The organism is Synechococcus sp. GEYO, from assembly GCF_900473955.1.
In the GTDB taxonomy this organism is placed as follows: Bacteria; Cyanobacteriota; Cyanobacteriia; order PCC-6307; family Cyanobiaceae; genus Synechococcus_C.
Window position 1 is genome coordinate 182,535 of sequence record NZ_UCNL01000008.1, and the last position, 16,243, is coordinate 198,777.

Genomic DNA, 16,243 nt, shown 5'->3' on the forward strand with positions numbered 1-16,243 from the left:
ACGTGGAGGGGGAATGCCTCGTAGCCTGCATCTGGCAACATGCCGCTCATCTGCTTCCGTTCCATGGGACTCGATTTCCACCTGATCGCCAATTTCGCGGCACTGGCCCTGATCACCCTGGCCGGCCCCGCCGTCATCTTCATCCTCTTCTATCGCCGTGGTGCACTCTGAAGTTTGCTGAGGCCGTGATACACCGGATCTCTGCAGACCAAGCGTCCGGTGTAGGCAGCAAGCACTGAAGCAAGAACAACTCCAGCAAACAACTGCTGGTCGCCTGTCAGTCTCCAGGCAAAAACGATCGAGACGAGAGGGAGTTGGGTTGCGCCTGAAAGGCCTGCAGCGAGGCCAAGGCCGATTCCCACTTGTGAGCTGATTCCGGCCACGGCGCAAACGGTGTAGCCAAGGACCGCACCGAACGTCAGAGAAGGGTCAATCAGACCGCCTGGGACTCCAGGGCTTAATGCCAGCATCGGTCCAACGACCCTGACCAGCGTGATCCAGACGCTGGTGAGTCCAGTAATGAAATCCTGATCATTGCCAAGAGCATTGGGCATCCCTTGTTCAATCAGCTGACGGACGAGAGCTTCGCCATCAGACGTGGAGGTTCCCCAGCTCAGCAAAGCAAGCACTGTCAATCCACCACCGAGACATAAGCCTGTTCGCAGGGGTTTTCTTTTGATCACCGGGGCCAGGCGTCTGGTCAGCCAGACCAAGCCCTTGTTAAACAAACCACCGACAAGTCCGCAGACAATTCCGATCGGGAAAGCCAGCATGAGTTGCTCGATTTCCGGCAAGGCGATGTTGAGGACTCCGAGTCCAAACATCGGTTCTCCGCCGATGTTGGAGAATCCAGCTGCGGCAACACTGACCACCAGCGCTGGCCAGATCGTCACGATCGAATAATCAGCGGTGAGTTCTTCGAGCATGAACACGGCTCCAAGCAGAGGCGTGTTGAATCCACCGGCAAGACCGGCACCTCCACCGATGGCCACAATCTGGCGTTCATTCAAAGAAGGCAACCAATCGCGGAAGCGCCGATGGCAGGCCCTCGCAACGGCTGCACCGAACTGAACAACTGGACCCTCCCTTCCGAGCGGAAGCATGGCGACGGTGGCAATGGACCAAAGCACGCCACGTTGCACTGTTCCAGGCAGTGCCATTGCTTTGGGCAGTTGAGATGGGTCTTCAAGCCCATTCATTGTGGATGGAATGCCGGAGCCAGCACCGGCCTGCCAGGGTCCACGCTGGAGCAGCAACAGGATCGGCATCACCACAAGCGGCATGAAGGCGACAAGCAGTCCCTTCCAGCTCCAACCTTCATTGGCAGAGGTCGGCATCAAGTCGTACAGATAATCCTGAACGCCATCGACAAGATTCAGAGGCAGACATGCAAGCCCGATCAGCACTCCGACCAGAACCAGACCGATGAAATGGCGAACAAGGCCTTTGAGTCGGCTCTGTGAGGGCAATGTTCCTGGAATCAGGACTGATTCCTGTCGGCTATCCGGACTCATGGGCGCAAACCGAGGCCGATACAAGCCTCCTGCAGGAGAGCTGCAACGTAAGGGTGTGAAGCGCGACTGTCGTCGCTTTCCAGCACACCCTCGTCATTGATACGACTCACCAGTGTTTCTCCGTCTGGATTGATCAGCTCCAGGCTTTGGCGATCGATGCGCTGCACTCGGTAGCTTCCGCGAGAACGCAAGAGTTCCATCACTTCATGATGGGGTCGAAGAGCCTGGATCTCCAGTTGAAAACGGCTCTCGCCACGCCAATGATTCTGAGTGACGGTGTATGTGGCATCGATTATCTGACTGAGCACAGCGTTGTCGGGCCAGCGCCAAACAATGGCCTGGCGTTCCACTCCGTGTTGTTCAAGTTTCAGCCGTAAGTGCCCGCCGCGTAGGGATTGTTGGTCGGTGATTCTGCAACCTCGTGACCAGAACAACGGTTTTGGATGACCAGCACCGAAGGGTTCGAGTTGTTGCAAGGCTTGCCATAAATCATGGTCAATTTGATCGAGCTCTAGCAGCGCTTCCGGTTCAACCAACAGTTCCTCACCCCGACCCTGCAGCCATTGCGCAGCAAGAGCGTTGAGGGCTTGATGCAGGGCACTGACAGACGTCACCTGAACCGTGAATCCGCCAGCGGCGGGATGACCTCCGTGACGGTCCAGAAGAGCACTGCAATGTTGCAGCGCTCGATCCACGGCAAAACCATCGGGTGCACGCACCGAGGCACGCATTTGTCCCTCGCCGTCGCTGGCGAGCAACGCTGCGGGACGTTGGTAACGCTCAACGAGTCGTGCAGCAACGATGCCAATCACACCGTGATGCCAATGGCCCTGCGCAAGCAGTACAAAAGGAGGCAGAGGTGATGGATCACTTTCAAGCAGTGCGACTGCCTCCGCTTCGATCGCATCGCAGAGCTCACGTCTCTGACGATTCAGTGCGTCGCACTGACGCCCGAGCTCAAAAGCACGATTGGGGTCATCGGCTGTGAGCAGATCAACGACCAGGGAGGGTTCACCGATGCGACCGACCGCGTTGATCCTCGGTGCCAATTGGAAACCGATGTCATCAGCACGTAAGGGACGATCTCCAAGACCAGCGAGTTGCTGCAAGGCTTGAACCCCAGGGCAACGGCTCCGATGCAGATGACTCAACCCTTCTCGGAGCAGGGTTCGATTGGCTCCTGTGAGTGGTGCCATATCGGCCACGGTGCCAATACAGAACAAATCTCTCGCTGTGGTGATCGACGCTGGATTCTTCAACTCCGCTGCTAAAGCTCTGGCCAGCACATAGGCCAATCCCACTCCAGCCAGACAACCATAAGGAGAGTTTTTCGGAGTGGTTGCTGGGTGGATCAGAGCCAATGCTTTGGGTCGATTGGCGGGAAGGGTGTGGTGGTCGGTCAAGATCACCTCGACGCCCAGTTCCGAAGCCTTCTCGAGAGCTTCATGTGCAGCCACCCCGTTGTCGACTGTCACCAGTAGACGAACGCCCTTGGCATGGAGCTGCTCCACCATGCCGCTGTTGAGGCCATATCCGTCGGCCATCCTGCTCGGGATTGCTGCTTGAGGACTGGCTCCCATGGCCTCAAAGGCACGCATCAGAAGAGCAGTACTGGTCATGCCATCGGCGTCATAATCGCCACAGATGGCCACTGCTTCCTGGTTGAGGCACGCTTTTTTCAACCTGATGAGTGCTGCAGTCAGCTCCGGAAAGTGAAGATCGGCTGCCGGCAGCGGTTGATCGCTGAGAAGCAGCATCACCTGCTCAGGACTCTTGAGTCCTCGTCTGAACAGCATCGCTTTCAGAGCGAGCGGAAGATCCACTGAGGGCAGTGGGTCTCCTTCGATGGGTTGTGGGAGTCGCCACTGCTGATCCTGGGCGCCCGCCACCATGCCGAAGGAAAGTAATGGCGTCATTGTGCGTCCTCATCGCCTCAAAAGCGATCGTTCAAGCTGGGCCCCGATCGGATCTCCAACATGACCCGTTTGCAGGCTGTTTTCTGGGATGTGGATGGAACGCTCGCTGACACCGAGCTGAATGGCCATCGCCCCGCTTTCAATCATGCTTTCTCAGACTGTGGTCTCGACTGGTTCTGGAATGAAGAGCTCTACTCCGAACTGCTGAGAATCCCTGGCGGACGGCAGCGCATGCAGTGCTATGCAGAACAAGTGGGAGCCCCGATTGATCAGGCCCTGCTCGATCGATTGCGACGATCAAAGCAACAGCACTACCTGAAGATCGCGTCCTCTGGAACTGTGACTCTTCGTCCCGGTGTCAGTCGACTGCTTCAGGAACTCAACAGTGCTGCTGTGCAGCAGTGGATTGTGACTAGCAGTGGACGAGCTTCTGTTGAGGCTCTACTTCAGTCTTTACCAAGTGAATTGGCCGGAATCTTTAAGGGAATGGTGACTGCCGATGATGTGGATCGACATAAACCCCATCCCGATCCTTATCAACTGGCACTTGACCTGAGCCAATCAGATCGGGCCCATGTTGTCGCTTTCGAGGATTCATCACCTGGACTGCTGTCAGCCAAAGCAGCAGGTTTGCGCTGTCTGCTGACCCCATCCCCGTGGGATGCCGAGCTTGACAACAACCTGCAAGTCGCCGAAGCCGTGGTCGATCAGTTCGGAGACGCTGATCAGCAGGCAAGGATCTTGTGCGGCCCCCCTTGTGCAGAGGGCCGGATCACGCTGGAGTACCTGGAGTTGCTGATCACGGCCCACTCGCGATGACGCTTCAGGCCACTCGCTACGAACAGTTGCAACGCCGGATCGGTAGGCAATTGAACCAGACACTGGTCGGTCCCTGGAGACGACGCAGTGTTGCGGTTTTGGCACTGCTGTTCGGCTTCATCATCGGCAGCAACGTGACCATGATTTGGTTTCAGAGATCTGGTCAGAATCGTCCTGCAGCGGTGCTGGTGATGGTTCTCATCATTGAGCTGATCGTTCGCCTACGCAGCAAGGTACGCCCGGGCCCGTGGCCTCTCCCCTGGCTTGCCCTCGACAATTTGCGCATCGGCACGGTCTATGCGGTTGTGCTCGAGGCTTACAAGCTTGGATCCTGATAACAGAGTCGACTCAGTGCCTCAGGACGTTCCTGTTGGGTTCGAGCGTCTGCTTGCAAGCTTCGACTGGTCCAACGTTGAGGACTGGTGGAATCGATGGGTACCTCATGGTGGTGTGACTCTGGCCAGACATCATTGGTCTGCGCCAGTTGTGGATGGCTGGATTGCGTTCGTTGGTTTGCCATTGCTGAGCCGAGTTGAGTTGGCTCTGCATCAGGGGGCGTGTGTTGTGCTTGGTGTAAGTGCCCTGCCGGGGTGCGGTAAATCAACGCTGTGTAGCTGGGTCAAATCCGCCTCTCAACACTTGGGTTGGCCGGTGGAGCATCTTTCACTCGATGATTTCTATTGGCCAGCGGAGCAGCTGGAGAAGAGCATGCGGGGTAATCCCTGGTCGGTTCCGAGAGCTCTTCCTGGCAGTCACGACATTGATGGGCTGGTGCAATCTCTTGCAACATGGAAAGAAACTGGTCTGATCACGGCCCCACGTTTTGATAAGTCACTCCGCAATGGCCGGGGAGATCGATGCGGAAGCAGCAGTTCACGACCAAAAGTGGTGTTGATCGAAGGCTGGTTTCTGGGGGTATCTCCCCTGCCCTCGATTGAGACCGAAATCCTTGAAGGATTGTCAGAGCATGAGCTTGCTTGGCGCTCCAGAGCCGTTTCTTTACTTGCTGACTATCAGCAGGTCTGGACACTCCTTGATGATCTCTGGCATCTGCGGGCTGTTCGAAACGACCAATCGTCTCGATGGAAGCAGCAGCAACTGGCGACCTTGGAGCAGCAGAGCGGAGTGGGCTACCGCAGCAGTGAACTTGCCGACTTCAACCGGATGGTGCTTGCCGCACTACCACCGAGCTGGCTACGCATGCTTCCACTGAGCAGTGTGGTGATCGATCTCACGGAATCACGCGATGTGCGTGAGATCCACGTCATGGATCGTCAGCTTTCAGCCTCGTCCTCTTCAGCAACGGGATAAACAAAGCCCTGGGCCCGTCCGCTCAGCACAGACTTGCCAATCGAGAGTGCACGCTGAGCGGCAGTGGCGGCTTTGGCCTTCCAGACAGCATGTCGCTGGTTGCGTTTGCCTTTTGAGGTTTTCTTCTTGGGGACTGCCATCGCGGGCGTTTCACTGCCAAACAGCCATGATCTACTTCGAAGAGCCCACTCGTCAAATCGCTAGTCTGAGTTCAACGCATTTGCGGTGTGAGTTCAGAGCAGCCGAGCCAGTCAGAACCGGGAACTCAAGCGCCCAAGTCAAAGCCTGAGGAGCAACAGAACAATCCGTTCGCCCTGTTTCAAAGGCAACCGGATGTGAGTTACAGCACCCTGCTCAAGGACATTTCGTCCGGCTCCGTCAAGGAACTGGTGTTGGTCCCCGCTCGCCGTCAGGTGATCGTCACCTATCGCGACGGGAAGCAAATCACAGTTTCTGTACTGGCGAATGATCAGCAGATCCTGCGCGTCGCTGAAGCATCAGGTACACCTCTGAATGTCAAGGATGTCCGCCAAGAGCAGGCACTGGCAGGCCTCGCTGGAAATGTTGCTCTGATTGTTCTGATCGTTGTCGGGCTGTCTTTGCTGTTACGCCGTTCAGCTCAGGCAGCCAACAAGGCCATGGGGTTTGGACGCACCCAGGCCAGAACCAGCCCACAAGATGAGATCACGGTTCGATTTGAAGATGTCGCCGGGATCGGTGAAGCCAAAGAAGAGTTGCAGGAGGTGGTCACCTTTCTGAAACAGCCGGAGACCTTCATCAAGCTTGGTGCTCGAATTCCTCGTGGGGTGTTGTTAATTGGTCCCCCAGGAACCGGCAAAACACTGCTTGCCAAAGCCATCGCCGGAGAAGCAGGCGTTCCCTTTTTCTCAATTGCAGCCTCTGAGTTCGTTGAAATGTTTGTTGGTGTCGGTGCCAGCCGAGTCAGAGACCTGTTCAAAAAGGCCAAGGACAAAGCCCCCTGCATCGTGTTCATCGATGAAATTGATGCTGTTGGTCGCCAGAGAGGAGCGGGGATCGGTGGTGGAAATGATGAGCGCGAGCAAACCCTGAATCAGTTGTTGACCGAAATGGATGGATTCGCCGATAACTCGGGCGTCATTTTGTTGGCAGCGACAAACCGACCTGATGTTCTGGACACAGCACTGATGCGTCCAGGACGGTTCGACCGACGCATCCAGGTGGGTCTCCCTGATCGCCGCGGTCGGGAATCGATTCTCGCTGTGCATGCAAGAACACGACCGTTGTCAGATGAGGTTTCGCTTGCTGAATGGGCCAGCAGAACGCCTGGTTTTTCAGGCGCGGATCTTGCGAATCTTCTCAACGAAGCAGCGATTCTTACGGCTCGTCATGAGGCGTCTTTTCTTGGCAACAGAGAGCTTGAAGAGGCACTCGAGCGGATCACGATGGGCCTGACAGCTGCCCCGCTCCAGGACGGAGCCAAGAAGCGATTAATTGCTTATCACGAGATTGGCCATGCACTCGTGGCGGCGCTCACTCCCCATGCCGACCCGGTGGACAAGGTCACTCTGTTGCCCCGCAGTGGTGGAGTTGGAGGCTTTACTCGTTTCTTCCCTGATGAGGAAATTATTGACTCTGGTTTGGTTACGCGTGCCTATCTGAGAGCAAGGCTGGTGATGGCCTTGGGCGGTCGTGCGGCTGAGATTGTGGTTTTCGGAGACTCTGAGGTGACACAGGGTGCCAGCGGCGATCTCCAGGTGGTGTCGCAGCTCGCACGAGAAATGGTGACCCGTTTCGGATTTTCTGATCTGGGCCCAGTTGCCCTTGAAGGACAGGATCAGGAAGTTTTCCTCGGACGTGATCTGGTGAATACCAGGCAGTCCTATGCCGAAAGCACCGGTCGAGAAATTGATCATCGGGTTCGAGCGTTGGCACAAGAGGCTTTGCAACAGGCCATTGATCTACTGACCCCGAGGCGGCAGCTGATGGATCGGCTTGTCGAGGCTCTGATTGAGGAAGAGACCCTTCAGTCCGATCTTTTTCATGCTCTGGCAGGACTCGACGTCCCCTCCAGGAGCTCTAGCCTGGATCAGTTGCCGGCTGGGGCTTGAGCCTGCTCAAACGGGGTATGTCCCCCCTACTGCGTCCATCAGCGTTGTGGCTCCTGCTGGTGTTCCCAGCTTTCTGGCTCTTCGCCAGGCTCCAGGTTGAGTGGTCTTGGTTTTCTCAGTTCGGGCACCAGGGGATCTATGGGCAAAGACTCGGTTTTCAGTTCCTCGGAGCTGGTTTAGCGCTCCTTTTTGTACTGATCACCGCTTGGTGGCGACTCCGCTGGATGCGGGCCTACGTTCCGACACCAAGGGGAGAGATCCCCGCATTACGAGGCGGCGTCTATTCCCTCTCTTTACTCGCTTGCCTCGCGATTCTTCTCAGTGTTCTCGGCATCACGACACGGCTGGCATGGCTGGCGTGGAAGCAACCGTTTCTTCTGGCCCACTGGTGGAGTGTTCCGTTTCAACCGGAATGGAGCGTTCTGATCGTCAGCATTGTTCTGATCCTGTTGATCACATCGGGGCTTGGAAGAAGGCGTCGCATCAACCTTGCCTTTGTGTATGGAAGCCTTTGCCTCTGTGTTGTTGCAGGTCGCAGCTGGGGACTTTGGGCACTGGCCATCACGATTCCTGATTCAGGAATCACGGATCCACTTCTAGGTGCTGATCTCAGTTTCGGATTAGGTCGTTTTTCAGCATTTGCACTGGCCCTCGAGCTGCTGTTGCTGCAGATCTTGCTGACGCTGAGCACCTCGGCATGGAGTCGATTGACCCGTTCTCCTTGTCTCACTGACTGGGGCTTTCCTGGCTGGAATTCACAGGAACGTGCGTTGCTTCGGCCTGCACTGGCCCTGATGCTTCTTGTGTTGGCTGCTCTCACATGGCTTGTCCGTCACCAATTGCTCTGGACCCAGAGCGGATTGGTTGCGGGAGCAGGCTGGCTTGATGTTCATCTCAGACTCCCCCTGCGTCAGTTGGTTGCTCTGCTGCTGGTGTTGATGGCCGGCACCTGTCTGCCATGGCGGGGAGAGGCCCAACAACAACGACGAAGGCTGAGAACAGCTCTCTTCACATTGGCGTTGATCTCCGTACTCGCGGAATTATTGCTGTCGCCAATTGTCCAATGGATGGTGGTCAGGCCGCGAGAACTGCAGCTCGAAACTCCTTATCTCAGTCGCTCAATTTCAGCGACACGACAGGCCTACCAACTGGATTCCATCAGAACCCGTGGCATCACGCCAACGCAGGAGATTACCGAGGAGGACCTGATCAAAGGAGCAAGCACGCTTCAAAACATCAGACTCTGGGACAGCCAACCCATGCTGGACACCAATCGCCAGCTCCAACAACTAAGGGTTTATTACCAATTTGCGAATGCTTCCGTTGATCGTTATCCACTTAATGCGGAAAGTAATGAGAATCAACAGGTCATTATAGCAGCGAGGGAATTAGACCAGGCCGCACTTCCTGCACGTTCACGAACTTGGCAGAATCGTCATTTTGTTTTTACCCACGGTTTTGGCTTCACACTGAATCCTGTGAATACAAAAGAGCCAGATGGTCTTCCGGCCTACTTCATCAGTGATATAGGCGAATCCACACGAATTGAAGGCAATAAATCGTTGGGTATCGCCAAGTCAGATGTTGAACGTGAAGTGCCGATTGGTCGTGCTGCAATATACTTTGGTGACCTGCATTCACCCTATGCGGTAGCACCCACTCGCATCGAAGAGTTTGATTACCCCGATGGAGATGACAACACCTATAACCACTATTCAGGCTCTGCTGGCGTCACACTTAAACATCTATGGCAGAGAATTACCGCAGCGACATATCTTGCTGATCCCAGATTTCTAAACACAGGAGCCCTGACTGAAGAGTCTCGTTTGCTTCTACGGCGCGATGTCAAAGAAAGAGTTCGAACCCTGGCACCTTTTCTGGATCTGATGGGAGATCCATATCTTGTTTCAGTGCCGATGGATGATGCTTCCAGTGGCTATCAGAAGGGCCAACACCAATACTGGATTGTCGAGGGGTTCACATCATCAAGGACTGTCCCTTATGCAGCAACACTTCCAGATGGCCGACCTCTTCGTTATGTCCGCAATTCAGTCAAGGCAGTTGTCGATGCATACAACGGCAATGTTCATCTTTATATCAATGAACCGAGTGATCCGATCATTCAAGGCTGGGCCAATGTTTTTCCAACTTTGTTCGAACCACTTGAGATGATGCCACCCAGTCTAAGAAGACACTTAATGGTGCCTCAGGCACTGTTTGAATTACAGGTCCAGCAATTACTTCGTTATCACGTCACCAACCCTCGTATTTTCTACAGCGGAGATGATGTCTGGCAAGTGCCGATGGAGTTATACGGAAAAAAACAGATTCCTGTAGCGCCCTATCACATCACTGCCCAGGTCAAGCCAAGTCAAAACTCAGAGTTTCTTCTGCTACAGCCTCTCACTCCTTTGGCTCGACCGAATCTATCTGCCTGGTTGGCAGCAAGGAATGATGGTAAACACTATGGAGAGCTCATTCTCCTGCGATTCCCGAGTGATATTCCGATCTTTGGGCCAGAACAAGTGCAAGCACTGATTAATCAAAACCCCGAAATTAGTCAGCAGTTTGCTCTCTGGGATCGAGCCGGCTCACAGGTTGTACAAGGCAATCTGCTTGTTGTACCTGTTGGTGATTCATTGTTATACGTTGAACCAATTTATCTGAGAGCGCAGCAGGGAGGGCTTCCGACATTGACCAGAATCGTGGTGAGTGACGGGCGGCGTGTGGCAATGGCCGCTGATCTAGATACTGGATTGAGATCACTTCTCGACAGGCGTAGACAGGAAAGCAGCACAACGCCATAAAATAGGTCCGCGCAAGGCGGACCATAGAAACATCGAAGAACGATGTTTGAATCAGTTAATGGCAGCAAAGAATTCTTTGCTTCCAACCGGATCCGGCTTCATGGTCTTTTCACCCGGAGTCCAGTTCGCGGGGCAAACTTCATCAGGATTGGACTGAACGTATTGGAAGGCCTGCAGAACGCGCAGAGTCTCGTCAACATTTCTTCCAACAGGGAGATTGTTGATGGTTGAGTGCATAATCACACCCTCTGGATCGATGATGAACAATCCACGCAGTGCAACACCTTCTGCTTCATCAAGCACGTTGTAGGCCGTGGAGATCTCTTTCTTGAGATCGGCCACGAGGGGGTAGTTGATATCACCAAGACCACCTTGATTCCGTGGACTCTGGATCCATGCCAGGTGGCTGAACTGACTGTCAACAGAAACACCTAGAACTTCGGTGTTCTTGCTGGAGAAATCCGTGTAACGATCACTAAATGCTGTGATCTCAGTGGGACACACAAAGGTGAAGTCCAAAGGATAGAAGAACAGCACCACGTATTTGCCGCGGTACTGCGAGAGAGTGATGTCCTTGAACTCCTGGTCAACCACTGCTGTGGCAGTGAAATCGGGGGCCTGTTGGCCCACACGCAGCGAAGACATGTTGGTGATGCGAGGTTTGGCAAGGAAGTGAACAGGCCTAGGTCGTAGTCGTCCCGACTTCCGATTGCTCGCGACAAGTTATCACGGCTGACCTAGAGACTGCGGGACGACGAGGAGCCTGTCTCGGCATGGCCCACTCTTATTATCAATGCATGATTCAGTCTTCCATGAGCTGGGATCCAGCGCTTCTCAGAAAATTCAGCAGCACCGGGCATTTCCGACTCCTGAATCAAGTGCGAAGTGAGCTGAACAGCCAACCACTAGAACGTGATCCAAAAACAAGGGCACTCCTTCTCAAAGCTCGGCCACACCGTGGCCAACCAGTCAGGCAACAACGAAGGCCCAATGCGATTCCCGATGGTCACGTCACCTTGACGGAAGATGTAGGAACCTCGCAGTCGTCTCCTAAATCCTTCCGAGAACGTCTTAACGCCATTGAGATGCGCTAGCTCAATCAGGACATCTCAAGATGTATTATGGGAACTGGCCTGATGGCCTTTTGTCAGAGTAGCTCAGCTGGTTAGAGCACAGGATTCATAACCCTGAGGTCGAGAGTTCAAGTCTCTCCTCTGACATTTATTTTTCAAATAGCCAACAGAAGAAAATTTAATTTCTCAATTAATAATATCGAGGTTTTAATAATTGAATTGTTGATTAATTGATCACTGTTTAAATACAGCAACGACGTTAATTGTGCTCAACCACGACGAGAGGGAAGCAAGGCAATCGGATCGAGGGCAGCACCACCTGGACGACGAATCTCGAAGTGCAGGTGGGGGCCTGTGCTTCGACCAGTGCTGCCCATCAAAGAAATACGCATGCCCTGAGGAACCATCTGGCCTTTCTTGACTAGAAGACGACTGCTATGGGCATAACGCGTAGTTGAGCCATCACCATGGGACATCTCAACGAGATAGCCATAACCACTGCTCCAGCCGGCGAAGGCAATCACACCATCCTTGGCCGCAAAAATAGGTGTGCCGACATTATTGGCGATATCGATTCCTTTGTGCATACGCCCCCATCGCCATCCATAGCCGGAGGTAAAAACACCCTTGGTTGGCCAGATGAACGACTGAGAAGCGTCAAAGGGCTCAGATCCAGTGAAGCCAGGAAGATCAGGCCAGCTCGCTCCTCCGGATCTGAGTGGACGGATTCCCAGCAAGGGTCGTGCTTTGGCGACTCGAACTTTGCTACCAATCACCAACATTCTAGAAAGCTGAACACCAGGGTTCAGATCCTTGAGTTGTTGAAGCGAGATGCCATGGTCTCTGATGAAAGAGGACAAGGACTGATCTGATTGGATCTCGACCACATCCTTCGGAATTGGAGGAGAACTCAGAGGCGCAGTTGTGCGAAGTGAACCATCGATAAATCGGGAGGAGCTAGCAACTTCACTACGACTCTGTTCAGGAAGAACAAGCCAATTGCCAGCTTTAAGCATCGTTGAAGCTGGTTGCTCATTCAGCTTTGAAAGTTCAATCAGAGAAAGATCAAGCTCTCTGGCAATCACACTCAGATCGCTGTCTGCTGCCAGCTGAACCCAGATCAATGCTGTTGGGTTAGGAGGAGGTGATGTGTTGGGAAGTGCAGTGAAAAGCTGCTGGGCGCTGTAGTGATCGGAATCTGCATGACCTGAAAGCTGGGAAACGGCGAACAGCGCAGTGCTGGAAGTTATTGCGGTAACAGCTATGAAGAGGGGCTTCATTAAGGCATACTTGAAATTTTTTCCCGATGAAGCCGCCACGACCCGGGATTTTGCCGAAAGTAGCGAGCGGAACACAACTGTGCAAGGGCTTTCGTGGCAGATCTCCAATCACCACAACTGAAGCTTCAATCCTGCGTGATAACTCACGATTCCACAGGCGACGGAGAGATTCAGGCTGCGAACACCACCACTGCCGTCGGCAGCAGCGCTGCAGGGCATCGGGATCGTGAGAATTTGATCACACTGAGCCCTGATCGGATCTGGGAGACCGATGTCTTCGCGTCCGAACAACAGAACGTCGCCTTCTTGAAAACTGATGGTCTGAAGGGTCTGCCCTCCGCGACGGCTGCAGCCGATCAACCGCGATGGTTTGGGAAGGCTATTCAGAAAGTGCTCGAAATCCTCATGGACAGAGAGATCAATAAAAGGCCAGTAATCCAGGCCAGCACGTTTGAGCTGACGGTCGTCAATTGAAAAACCAAGGGGCTCGATCAGAGCGAGCGGCAGACCAAATGCTGCGCAAGTGCGCCCGATTGTGCCTGTATTTGGGGGGATCCTCGGTTCGAACAGCGCAACCCGCAAGGGCGTGGAATTCAACGTCATTGATCCGGTACTGAATATCCGAGAGCATGGAGGTCAAGAGCTCGTCCCTGGACGACGAGCCAACTCGCTGAGGCAATAGTTTCGAGCCGTTGGGCCAACCGACCTTGGCGATCGCGAAATCGGCCCCCGATGGCTGTTGCTGGCACAACTCCCCATCCAGTCTCCTCGATCACTACAACGACGGGCCTTTGTCGCGCCTGAAGGCTGTGGATGAGCTCTGCTTCAAGTTCCATCCAGTCGACAGAAGATGTGTCCAAATGCCACGCCGTAAAGGCTCCCAAAGCATCCACAAGAACCGTATGACTGGGAGGAATGGTGTTCAGAGCTGTTGACAAATCGGCTCCACTTTCGATCAGGTCCCACTCCGAGGGCCGTCGCTCGCGATGCAAGCGAAGTCTCTCCTGCCATCCACTGTCGTTAGGGCGTTGATCGGATGTTGCGACGTAACTGATAGGACTGTGTTGAGCGACAAGATATTCAGCCCAACGACTCTTCCCACCACGGCTTGGGCCGGTAACAAGGACCAAGCCGTGCAAGGGCTTAGCCACCACCGTTCATGCCTCGCAGTGTGGCCACAGAGGAGGGACTGACACGGTTGAGATATCTGAAGATCCAATACTTGAAGATGGTGGCAAGAATCACCGGAAACGTGGCGATGAAGAGAAGGATGAAGTTCTCTCGAGCTGGAAAACCAAAGTGATTGGCGATTCCATCCAACAGAACAGTCCATCCCTCAGGACTGTGGAATCCAACAAAAATATCGGTGAAGAGAATGATCGCGAAAGCTTTGGCTGAATCGCTGAGTCCGTAAACAGCTTCATCAAAAAATCCACGAAGCACCCTCAGCTCTTCGCGACTGAAAAGACAAACAACAACAAAAGCAACGGTTGCAGCTAGATCCGCCAAAACATTTTTAATGGCATGAGTGCTTTCCGAATCAGCTTCTTCCTTCAATTCTTCGGCTTTTGCAGACAGTTTCTGTTGAAGCTCCTCCTGGGTAGGAATTGAATCCCCGCGAAGCAGAGCATCAAATTCAATCTCAGCTTTAAAGACCCTTAGTTTCTCAACGGCCTGCTCCTCGAGCTGAGGCTTGGGATAACTGAGAAACGGGAGGTCCGGAGCAAAGTGATCAACCGCAGGGCTAATGATGTAGGTGCGGCTCACTTGCTGGACCAACAACGGCACAAGAATCAGCAGAAGCAGCACCTTCAGCGAGATCAGAGTTGAATCTCTTCGGCGTCGGAAACCTGCCACCAAAGTGGCTTCTGCAGCAGGATTGAGCTGGCGGCGCAATGTGTCGAAGATGCCCAGCAAAGACCGGGGCAGAGGATCAGGGGCTCGGCTAATCGTTGGCGCAGAGGCTGCACGCCTTGGACTATATCGATTAACAACACTTTCAATCAGTTGAAGTTGTCTAAGCTCCTGGGTGTCAAATTGCGTGCGTTGATATTCAAGCTTGTCAAGCGATGAGCGGCAGACGTTGATAGCAGCCCTGAACTTGCGAAGGATTGTGGCCTGAACAGTTGATGGAACGGAGAGTTCCAAGTCTGGACGAATAGGTCTGTCACCGTAATATTCAAGCTCAAGACTTTGAATAAGAAGCGCGGCTTCGTAACCACGATCCAGTTCTGAATTCACATTGAATGACTTGGTTCCACCGAAGGTCCCAAGCCAGTTACGTCCTGCCATCGTGTCGTTAGCTGGAGAAAATCCACCAGGTCGCCATAGGTACTATGGTGCCGACGGCGAGAAGAACGACAACCCATGTGAAGGCGTTGCTTTCTCCAGTCTCCTCAGCAGTTGGAATATTGGTGGGGTTGGAGACACGCTCAAGCTGCACGGGTGGACCAGGATCTTCACCTCCATTGAGGACGACTTCGATTCGGCTGACTCCGTCGAGTGTGGCCTGGCGAAATCGATCGCCATCTCGCAGCGGTTGGCTCATGGTCGTCCGCCCCGTGCTGCGCAATAGAGACTCTGGTAGCTGCTCCAACAGCTCATCAGCTGCAACCACCGTCGCCTGCTTGCTCTGAGTTTCCTCAAGGAAAATCAGCAGTGGGCGATCAGTCATGTTGGATTCCTCGGTCCATCGATCCAAAAGTTCGTCACCAAAACCGGACAGGCTGAGTCCGTAGTCGAGTCGTCGCAATGTCACCAAGCGGGCATCGACATGGAACTGATCGAGCTCCTGCAAACGAGTGCTGATCTCGTTTCTGCTGGCTCTGCTAAGTACATCGGCTGAATCGAGGACGACATCATCAGGCAGAGACAGCGGGAAATCCTGTGCAGAAACAGCCACCGCTGCTGGAACAGCGAGCAACAGACAGAGCACAGCAGACAGAATCCCTCCGACGAGGTGGTTCAGACGCTTCATGGTCAGGAGCATTGTGCTGACAGTCTGCCTTCAGAAGGAAAGACTGTCGCGATGCAGGGCCATGATGGCCTCCATCACCGCCACTGCACGGCCGTCAGGAAGCGACAGTTGGCCGCAGAGTTGGTTGAGGAACCTCTGCTCTGCAGGCGAAACATCCCGGTCGGCATGGGTGAGTTGAACGGCCACGGCCAGTGCCGTCTCCTGCTGAATGGGGGTCAGTGCTGGCAATGCCTCAGTGACCAATTGGTTGACCCCCTGTTCACGCAGCGTGACCAACAGCCGGTCGAACAAGGCGCCCATCTCCTGTTCCGTGCGGTCCTTATAAGGAGTGCGGTACTCCAGTGATCGTCGCAGGGCATGGGCTTCCTCACGACCGAGGGTGCCGTCGCAAGCCACCGCAGCGAGTGCGATCGAGGCAAAAGCTTCTGCGTCCGTCATCACCACTGGTCAGTGCTG

Annotated in this window: 17 protein-coding genes and 1 tRNA gene; 8 read left to right on the top strand and 10 right to left on the bottom strand. The window is 54.2% G+C overall.

Going from position 1 to position 16,243, the window contains the following annotated elements; genetic code table 11:
• Positions 1 to 63: 63 nt before the first annotated feature.
• Positions 64 to 171: a photosystem II reaction center protein Ycf12/Psb30 gene (gene psb30, locus DXY37_RS08145; RefSeq protein WP_074159310.1), complete on the top strand. Its 108-nt coding sequence runs from the start codon at positions 64 to 66 to the stop codon at positions 169 to 171.
• Here psb30 and DXY37_RS08150 read toward each other — a convergent pair.
• Entirely contained in the window at positions 150 to 1,514 is a 1,365-nt protein-coding gene (locus DXY37_RS08150; protein ID WP_115126184.1) for a chloride channel protein, read from the bottom strand. The genes psb30 and DXY37_RS08150 overlap by 22 nt on opposite strands.
• Positions 1,511 to 3,430, bottom strand: coding sequence for a single-stranded-DNA-specific exonuclease RecJ (gene recJ / locus DXY37_RS08155; RefSeq protein ID WP_371638015.1), 1,920 nt, complete (start codon positions 3,428 to 3,430; stop codon positions 1,511 to 1,513). Before recJ ends, DXY37_RS08150 begins: the two co-directional genes overlap by 4 nt.
• Positions 3,431 to 3,490: 60 nt before the next feature.
• Here recJ and DXY37_RS08160 point away from each other — a divergent pair, with 60 nt between their 5' ends.
• Genes DXY37_RS08160 through DXY37_RS08170 form a run of 3 tightly spaced genes read left to right on the top strand, consistent with a single transcriptional unit; the run spans position 3,491 to position 5,560 of the window.
• Positions 3,491 to 4,249 (top strand): HAD-IA family hydrolase, encoded by a 759-nt coding sequence (locus DXY37_RS08160; protein WP_115126186.1) that lies wholly within the window; start codon positions 3,491 to 3,493, stop codon positions 4,247 to 4,249.
• The gene (locus tag DXY37_RS08165; RefSeq protein ID WP_115126187.1) at positions 4,246 to 4,584 is read left to right on the top strand and encodes a DUF565 domain-containing protein; all 339 of its coding nucleotides are present in this window, start codon (positions 4,246 to 4,248) and stop codon (positions 4,582 to 4,584) included. The genes DXY37_RS08160 and DXY37_RS08165 overlap by 4 nt, the downstream gene beginning before the upstream one ends.
• A complete protein-coding gene (locus DXY37_RS08170; protein ID WP_244276983.1) occupies positions 4,574 to 5,560 on the top strand; it encodes a kinase in 987 nt (328 codons plus the stop codon). The genes DXY37_RS08165 and DXY37_RS08170 overlap by 11 nt, the downstream gene beginning before the upstream one ends.
• On the opposite strand, the gene rpmF is transcribed toward DXY37_RS08170, so the two are convergent.
• Positions 5,524 to 5,700: a 50S ribosomal protein L32 gene (gene rpmF / locus DXY37_RS08175; RefSeq protein ID WP_067094583.1), complete on the bottom strand. Its 177-nt coding sequence runs from the start codon at positions 5,698 to 5,700 to the stop codon at positions 5,524 to 5,526. The two genes, DXY37_RS08170 and rpmF, sit on opposite strands and share 37 nt — an antisense overlap.
• An 87-nt stretch (positions 5,701 to 5,787) precedes the next feature.
• On the opposite strand from rpmF, the gene ftsH reads away from it, so the two are divergent.
• Together ftsH and DXY37_RS08185 are read left to right on the top strand one after the other, a co-directional pair.
• The gene (ftsH, locus tag DXY37_RS08180; protein ID WP_115126189.1) at positions 5,788 to 7,650 is read left to right on the top strand and encodes an ATP-dependent zinc metalloprotease FtsH; all 1,863 of its coding nucleotides are present in this window, start codon (positions 5,788 to 5,790) and stop codon (positions 7,648 to 7,650) included.
• Positions 7,651 to 7,667: 17 nt separating this feature from the next.
• Positions 7,668 to 10,457 (top strand): UPF0182 family protein, encoded by a 2,790-nt coding sequence (locus DXY37_RS08185; RefSeq protein ID WP_115126190.1) that lies wholly within the window; start codon positions 7,668 to 7,670, stop codon positions 10,455 to 10,457.
• Between the two features lie 51 nt (positions 10,458 to 10,508).
• On the opposite strand, the gene DXY37_RS08190 is transcribed toward DXY37_RS08185, so the two are convergent.
• A complete protein-coding gene (locus tag DXY37_RS08190; protein WP_115126191.1) occupies positions 10,509 to 11,102 on the bottom strand; it encodes a peroxiredoxin in 594 nt (197 codons plus the stop codon).
• A 152-nt stretch (positions 11,103 to 11,254) separates the two neighbouring features.
• Here DXY37_RS08190 and DXY37_RS13600 point away from each other — a divergent pair, with 152 nt between their 5' ends.
• Positions 11,255 to 11,551 (top strand): hypothetical protein, encoded by a 297-nt coding sequence (locus DXY37_RS13600; protein WP_115126192.1) that lies wholly within the window; start codon positions 11,255 to 11,257, stop codon positions 11,549 to 11,551.
• 52 nt (positions 11,552 to 11,603) lie between these two features.
• Positions 11,604 to 11,677, top strand: a tRNA-Met gene (locus tag DXY37_RS08200).
• 122 nt (positions 11,678 to 11,799) lie between these two features.
• On the opposite strand, the gene DXY37_RS08205 is transcribed toward DXY37_RS08200, so the two are convergent.
• The 6 genes from DXY37_RS08205 to DXY37_RS08230 form a co-directional block, all read right to left on the bottom strand.
• Positions 11,800 to 12,810: a M23 family metallopeptidase gene (locus DXY37_RS08205; RefSeq protein WP_115126193.1), complete on the bottom strand. Its 1,011-nt coding sequence runs from the start codon at positions 12,808 to 12,810 to the stop codon at positions 11,800 to 11,802.
• Positions 12,811 to 12,918: 108 nt separating this feature from the next.
• Complete coding sequence (locus DXY37_RS08210; protein WP_115126194.1) at positions 12,919 to 13,413, bottom strand: tRNA (cytidine(34)-2'-O)-methyltransferase; 495 nt, start codon at positions 13,411 to 13,413, stop codon at positions 12,919 to 12,921.
• Positions 13,410 to 13,961 carry a bifunctional adenosylcobinamide kinase/adenosylcobinamide-phosphate guanylyltransferase gene (locus tag DXY37_RS08215; protein ID WP_244276985.1) on the bottom strand — a complete coding sequence of 184 codons (552 nt, stop codon included), beginning with the start codon at positions 13,959 to 13,961 and terminating at the stop codon, positions 13,410 to 13,412. The genes DXY37_RS08210 and DXY37_RS08215 overlap by 4 nt, the downstream gene beginning before the upstream one ends.
• Complete coding sequence (pxcA, locus tag DXY37_RS08220; protein WP_115126196.1) at positions 13,954 to 15,102, bottom strand: proton extrusion protein PcxA; 1,149 nt, start codon at positions 15,100 to 15,102, stop codon at positions 13,954 to 13,956. Before pxcA ends, DXY37_RS08215 begins: the two co-directional genes overlap by 8 nt.
• A 7-nt stretch (positions 15,103 to 15,109) precedes the next feature.
• Entirely contained in the window at positions 15,110 to 15,787 is a 678-nt protein-coding gene (psb32, locus tag DXY37_RS08225; RefSeq protein ID WP_115126484.1) for a photosystem II repair protein Psb32, read from the bottom strand.
• Positions 15,788 to 15,817: 30 nt separating this feature from the next.
• Positions 15,818 to 16,225: a tellurite resistance TerB family protein gene (locus DXY37_RS08230; protein ID WP_115126197.1), complete on the bottom strand. Its 408-nt coding sequence runs from the start codon at positions 16,223 to 16,225 to the stop codon at positions 15,818 to 15,820.
• Positions 16,226 to 16,243: the final 18 nt, after the last annotated feature.

Coding starts and splice junctions, on each gene's coding strand:
- psb30 (WP_074159310.1), top strand. CDS start 64: ATGGGACTCGATTTCCACCTGATCGCCAATTTCGCGGCACTGGCCCTG.
- DXY37_RS08150 (WP_115126184.1), bottom strand. CDS start 1,514: ATGAGTCCGGATAGCCGACAGGAATCAGTCCTGATTCCAGGAACATTG.
- recJ (WP_371638015.1), bottom strand. CDS start 3,430: ATGACGCCATTACTTTCCTTCGGCATGGTGGCGGGCGCCCAGGATCAG.
- DXY37_RS08160 (WP_115126186.1), top strand. CDS start 3,491: ATGACCCGTTTGCAGGCTGTTTTCTGGGATGTGGATGGAACGCTCGCT.
- DXY37_RS08165 (WP_115126187.1), top strand. CDS start 4,246: ATGACGCTTCAGGCCACTCGCTACGAACAGTTGCAACGCCGGATCGGT.
- rpmF (WP_067094583.1), bottom strand. CDS start 5,700: ATGGCAGTCCCCAAGAAGAAAACCTCAAAAGGCAAACGCAACCAGCGA.
- DXY37_RS08185 (WP_115126190.1), top strand. CDS start 7,668: ATGTCCCCCCTACTGCGTCCATCAGCGTTGTGGCTCCTGCTGGTGTTC.
- DXY37_RS08190 (WP_115126191.1), bottom strand. CDS start 11,102: ATGTCTTCGCTGCGTGTGGGCCAACAGGCCCCCGATTTCACTGCCACA.
- DXY37_RS13600 (WP_115126192.1), top strand. CDS start 11,255: ATGATTCAGTCTTCCATGAGCTGGGATCCAGCGCTTCTCAGAAAATTC.
- DXY37_RS08205 (WP_115126193.1), bottom strand. CDS start 12,810: ATGAAGCCCCTCTTCATAGCTGTTACCGCAATAACTTCCAGCACTGCG.
- DXY37_RS08210 (WP_115126194.1), bottom strand. CDS start 13,413: ATGACGTTGAATTCCACGCCCTTGCGGGTTGCGCTGTTCGAACCGAGG.
- pxcA (WP_115126196.1), bottom strand. CDS start 15,102: ATGGCAGGACGTAACTGGCTTGGGACCTTCGGTGGAACCAAGTCATTC.
- psb32 (WP_115126484.1), bottom strand. CDS start 15,787: ATGAAGCGTCTGAACCACCTCGTCGGAGGGATTCTGTCTGCTGTGCTC.
- DXY37_RS08230 (WP_115126197.1), bottom strand. CDS start 16,225: ATGACGGACGCAGAAGCTTTTGCCTCGATCGCACTCGCTGCGGTGGCT.